This is a genomic window from Parafrankia soli, from assembly GCF_001854695.1.
Classification (GTDB): Bacteria; Actinomycetota; Actinomycetes; order Frankiales; family Frankiaceae; genus Parafrankia; species Parafrankia soli.
On the sequence record NZ_MAXA01000074.1, the window covers coordinates 1 to 4,891 of the forward strand.

General features: G+C 66.3%; 7 protein-coding genes. All 7 read left to right on the forward strand.

Translation table 11 applies throughout. The annotated features are described in order from the left end of the window. The first annotated feature begins 422 nt into the window (after window positions 1-422). Window positions 423-725 (forward strand): nucleotidyltransferase family protein, encoded by a 303-nt coding sequence (locus BBK14_RS08355; RefSeq protein WP_071060751.1) that lies wholly within the window; start codon window positions 423-425, stop codon window positions 723-725. Between the two features lie 19 nt (window positions 726-744). Continuing rightward, window positions 745-1,062 (forward strand): HepT-like ribonuclease domain-containing protein, encoded by a 318-nt coding sequence (locus BBK14_RS08360; protein WP_241831300.1) that lies wholly within the window; start codon window positions 745-747, stop codon window positions 1,060-1,062. 45 nt (window positions 1,063-1,107) lie between these two features. Further along, the gene (locus BBK14_RS38135) at window positions 1,108-1,266 is read left to right on the forward strand and encodes a hypothetical protein (protein ID WP_157904228.1); all 159 of its coding nucleotides are present in this window, start codon (window positions 1,108-1,110) and stop codon (window positions 1,264-1,266) included. A gap of 54 nt (window positions 1,267-1,320) precedes the next feature. Further along, window positions 1,321-1,449, forward strand: a complete 129-nt coding sequence (locus tag BBK14_RS41215) for a hypothetical protein (RefSeq protein WP_275078459.1) — start codon at window positions 1,321-1,323, stop codon at window positions 1,447-1,449. A 165-nt stretch (window positions 1,450-1,614) separates the two neighbouring features. Further along, entirely contained in the window at window positions 1,615-2,385 is a 771-nt protein-coding gene (locus BBK14_RS08365) for a DUF5131 family protein (RefSeq protein WP_071060755.1), read from the forward strand. Window positions 2,386-2,429: 44 nt separating this feature from the next. Then, the gene (locus BBK14_RS08370) at window positions 2,430-3,539 is read left to right on the forward strand and encodes a three-Cys-motif partner protein TcmP (protein ID WP_071060757.1); all 1,110 of its coding nucleotides are present in this window, start codon (window positions 2,430-2,432) and stop codon (window positions 3,537-3,539) included. A 972-nt stretch (window positions 3,540-4,511) separates the two neighbouring features. Further along, on the forward strand, window positions 4,512-4,891 hold a 380-nt coding region (locus BBK14_RS08375; RefSeq protein WP_116430023.1), incomplete at its 3' end, for an LLM class flavin-dependent oxidoreductase.

Genomic DNA, 4,891 nt, shown 5'->3' on the forward strand with positions numbered 1-4,891 from the left:
CTCCTTCGTCGGTAGACGTGAGCAACCCCGAGGGACCTACCCCCGACCCCGGGGAGTCACCAGGAGCGGAGGCCCCGCCCCTTCATCGCATCAGATGGGGTGAGTGGACAGAACCGGGCACGACCCGAACCGCCAGCCCACGATCCCCGGGTCCACGATCACCATCCCCGATCACACGAACAGGACGTCTACCAGCGGAAACGCGCGCCCGCGCCGTCGTACGTCCGCCACCGACGCATCGACTACGGCTGCCGGATGATCAATACGCGTCGGGGTGCCGGGCGCGGCCCGGTCCCGCGCGCCGCTTCCGGATCGGCCGCTGGCGCCAGGCAAACTGGAGCTCGAGTCGCCCGTGGGCGCCTCCACCCGCATTGGAACGATGACACCCTAGACCTCGAGCTCCCTGCAGCTACCCTTGACCGGTGGGGTCCATCGCGGGAGTAGAGATCGACGGGGCACGCCTGGCCGTGATCTGCGCTCGTTACGGGATCGCTGAACTCCAGCTGTTCGGCTCACAAGCGCGCGGCACCGCGACCGCAGACAGCGACATCGACATCCTGTACACCCTTGCGCCGGGCCGGCGTCTGGGCTGGAACATCGAGCAGCTCGCCGATGACCTCACCGACCTGTTCGGACGGCCCGTCGACCTGGTCTCCGCCCGCGGGCTCCACCCGCTGCTCCGCTCGTCCGTCCTGGCTGAGGCACGGCCCGTCTATGCGGCGTGACGTTCTCCTTCTCAGCGAGATGATCGAAGCGGCCGATCAGGCGCAGAAACTCACCGACGGGATCACCGTCGGCGCTCTGGATGCGGACCGCCAGCGTCGTGACGCACTCCTGTGGAACTTCACCGTGCTCGGCGAAGCCGCCAGCCAGCTCTCCGACGAGATCACCAAGAGCTTTCCCGACATCGCCTGGAAGCAGCCTGTCCGGCTACGTAACCGGATCGTCCACGGCTACTGGTCCGTCGACCTCGAGATACTGCACACCGCGGCCAGAGAGCAACTACCCCAGTTCGCAGCCGACCTGCGCCGAGTTCTCGCATCTGTACGCGAAGGCGGCTGAACCATTGAGGGCTGGAGCGTGAGGACGAGGAGATGCCGGTCGCCTTTGAACAGGCTCGGCGACCTGGACGGACCGCGTCACATCGGCATACGTGCGGATCTTCCTAAAGAACTTGCAGCTGGCTCGCGGATGGGCGTACGCGGCCTGGCCGACGACTACGGCGGGCTGGCTGCCTACCTCGCCTGCGCCTTCGAGATCGCCTGACGGCTAACGATCGGTGGGACGGGCCACGGCCGAGTCCTGACCAGGGCCGCCCGCGTGCTCCCGAGCCGACGGGGTGAGGCGGCCGACGGCAGCGCCGTGGCACACGCGATCCGCGACACCGGCTGGACGGTCGGAGACCTCGACATCCTGCACGAGCGACTGACCTTCGCCCGCCTACAGTGAGCCTTTTCCGTCCCGCGCCGCGCGGGTCTGGTCTGGTCTGGGGGCCACCGTGTTGGCTGCGCGGGGCGAGAACCATCTTGGTGACAACATCCGCGCGTCACCCCACGGGCATCGCACATATGTGCGAGTCTAGAGAAAGATCGAAGAGGAGAGGCGGAGGGCCCTGTGGCTGACCGGAGCGCGATCGAGTGGACGGAGGCGACCTGGAATCCCACGACGGGCTGCGACAGGGTCTCGGCGGGCTGTGACAACTGCTACGCGCTGGCCCTCGCGGCCCGGTTGAAAGCGATGGGCAGCCCCAAGTACCAGCAAGACGGCGATCCGCGCACGTCCGGCCCCGGGTTCGGAGTTACTGTCCACGCCGACGCGCTTTCGATCCCGCTGCGTTGGCGGGCCCCACGACACGTCTTCGTCAACTCGATGAGCGACCTGTTCCACGCCCGGGTGCCCACGACTTTCATCCAGGACGTCTTCGGGGTGATGGCCGCTGCCCCCCAGCACACCTTCCAGGTCCTCACGAAGCGGTCTCGTCGTCTGGCCCGGCTCGCCGACACGCTGCCCTGGTCAGACAACGTCTGGATGGGGGTCTCGGTCGAGGACGGCGCAGCGCTGCCGCGGATCGACGACCTCCGTCGCGTTCCGGCCGTCGTCCGTTTCCTGTCCTGCGAGCCGCTACTCGGGCCGCTCACCGGCGTTGACCTCGACGACATCGACTGGGTCATCGCGGGCGGGGAGTCCGGCCGCCACCATCGTCGGATGGACCCGGCGTGGGTCATCGAGCTGCGTGACCTGTGCACGGAGGCCGCGGTTCCGTTCTTCTTCAAGCAGTGGGGCGGCCGAACTCCGAAGAGCGGCGGGCGCACTCTGGAAGGGCGTATCTGGGACGGGATGCCCGTCACGACTCGACCGTCACCACTGGCCGCTTCCACTATGTGACGGATCGGCAGACGTCGGAGATCCCATGCGCTACACATTTGTATGTGGCGGTACCAACAGGCGTCCGATGGGCCCGTGACCCTCATACGGCGGCAAAGCACGACCTGCTCCGTCGCTACCTGCAAGCGTGGTATCCGATCATCTTCTCCGGGCGTGAACGGGCGGCCTACGTCGAAGGTTTTGCTGGTCCCGGAGTCTACCTCGACGATCTACCCGGATCCCCGATCGTCGCCCTCGACGTCTTCCTGGACAGCCCCACCCTGATGAGGGGCGGCCGTCTGGATGTGGTGCTCCTGGAAGCACACACGGGCCGATTCGCGGAGCTAAGGCGGCGGATCGATACCAGACTCACCGAACGCGGTCGGCCTGCGGCTCTCGTACCGACGATTCGACGAGGGAAGTGCGGGCATGATCTCCTCCCCCTCCTCCATGAACTGAGGGTGTTCGGGTCGGCCGCGTTCGTCTTCCTGGACAGCTTCGGCGGCCCCGACGTCCCCCACGATCTCGTCCGGGCCATCGCCGGCAACCCCTCCAGCGAGGTCCTCGTCACCTTCGGCACGAGCTTTCCCACCCGCTTCGGCCAGATCGACAAACATGCCACCACCGCAGACAAGGTTTTCGGGAGCCCGGAGTGGCGCGCGGTGCAGCACGTCCCACCGAGCCGGAAGAAGRCATTCCTCCTCGATCAGTACCGCGCTTCCCTCAATCGGGCGGGCTTCTCCTTCACGCTCGCCTTCGAGATGGTCGACGAGGGGGGCCGCCCGCTTTTTCTCGTCTTCGGCACGTCACACGAGAGCGGACTCAAGGCGATGAAGGACGCGATGTGGAAGGTCGACCCGCTCACCGGGGTCCGCTACCRCGACCCGCGCGACGTGGCTCAGCAGCTCCTTGATCTCAAGATTGAACCCGAAACTCGCCCACTCCAGAACGCGATCATGAATGTGATCGCCGAGTCGGGTCCGATGACAGTAGCGAACCTCCGTCGCTTCGCCCTGCTCAACACAGTCTTTCGCCCTGAGCATGTAGGTACGGCATTACGAGAGCTTCGCAAGGCTGGCCGTCTCCACCAGAGTCCCGGTCGGCCAAATCCGAACACGGTCATCGGGTTACCCACAAGCGAGTCGCCTGTAAGCCAGCAGCCGACGCTATTTTGATATACGACCTGAGCCTCCGCCGTGAGTTTTGCCGTCGCTGTCGTCGTGGAGCGACTCGACGATCTCTTCGAGGAAGAAATGGACCTTCGCGCCGATCGGGCGACCGCGGTACATGGACTGGACGAGGTCGGCGCTCGGCGAGCGACCGAACATCACCCTCAGCCAGAAGGCTGATGGAGCGTAATCGGGAGCGCCCGCGTCCACTGCGGCCGGCAAATGGAGACTGATCGTAGAGTATGGGCCGTCTCCCGCCCCGAGCATCTACCGCTGCCTGCTCGCTCCGCGTCGACAGCCGACCCTGACGATGTGCCCGATCCACGCGGACCGTCGGATGAGGTAGCAACCCACCTGCCGTGCCTGACCGCGCCCGCGCTGACGGGGAGCAGGGCAACTGAGAGACCAGGATTGAGACCAAGGAAGCCATCGGCGCCGCCGGTGGCTTCTGTCTTGTCTGCATACGACGGTGGGACAGAACCGGGCACAACCCGAACCGCCACCCCACCATCCCCGGCCCCACGATCACCATCCCCGATCACACAAACAGGCCGCCTACCAGCGGAAATACACGGCGACGCCGTCATACTTCCAGAACCGACACATCGACTGCGGCCGCCGGATGACCCGTACGGCCGGGATACCGGGCGCGACCCGCCGCGGGTCTGACGCGTCGGGCCACGGCCCGCAGCGGAGAGCACCGACCGCTGCGGGCCAGGTGATCGTGAGCGGAACCGCTCAGCTGCCCACGCCGCCCACCGCCCGGCGGATCTTCGGGCCGTGCCGCTCGCATGCACCCGGAATTTTGGTCGCGACCCGCCGGCCACTGACCCCTTACGCCAGCGATCTCGACCCTGCAACAGAAGCGAGCCCTTGACTACAGAGAGCGATACGGTCTTCCACTTTCGCGGGACGGACACCGACTGTACAGTCGCACGACACGGTTACACATCTGTACAGCGATAGTGGGAGGTCGGAGTGCGCATCGGTTTGACCGGTGGGGGTAGCTCGGCGGACAAAATCGTCCAGCAGGCGAAAGAAGCTGAGGCTGAAGGTTTCACGTCTCTGTGGTATGCGAGCGCAGTCACCGGTGACCCGCTCGTCGCCATGGCCGTCGCGGGCCGCGAGACAGCCAGGATCGAACTGGGCACCGCCGTCCTGCAGACCTATCCCTGCCATCCTTTGCTGCAGGCCAACCGCGCCGCGTCCGTCGTCTCCGCGATGAACCGGCCCGGCTTCACCCTGGGCCTCGGCCCCTCGCATGAAGGCCTGATCCGGGACGTCTACGGCCTGTCCTACGACCATCCCGGCCGCAGCACCGAGGAGTACGTCACCATCCTCACCGGCCTGCTCCGCGG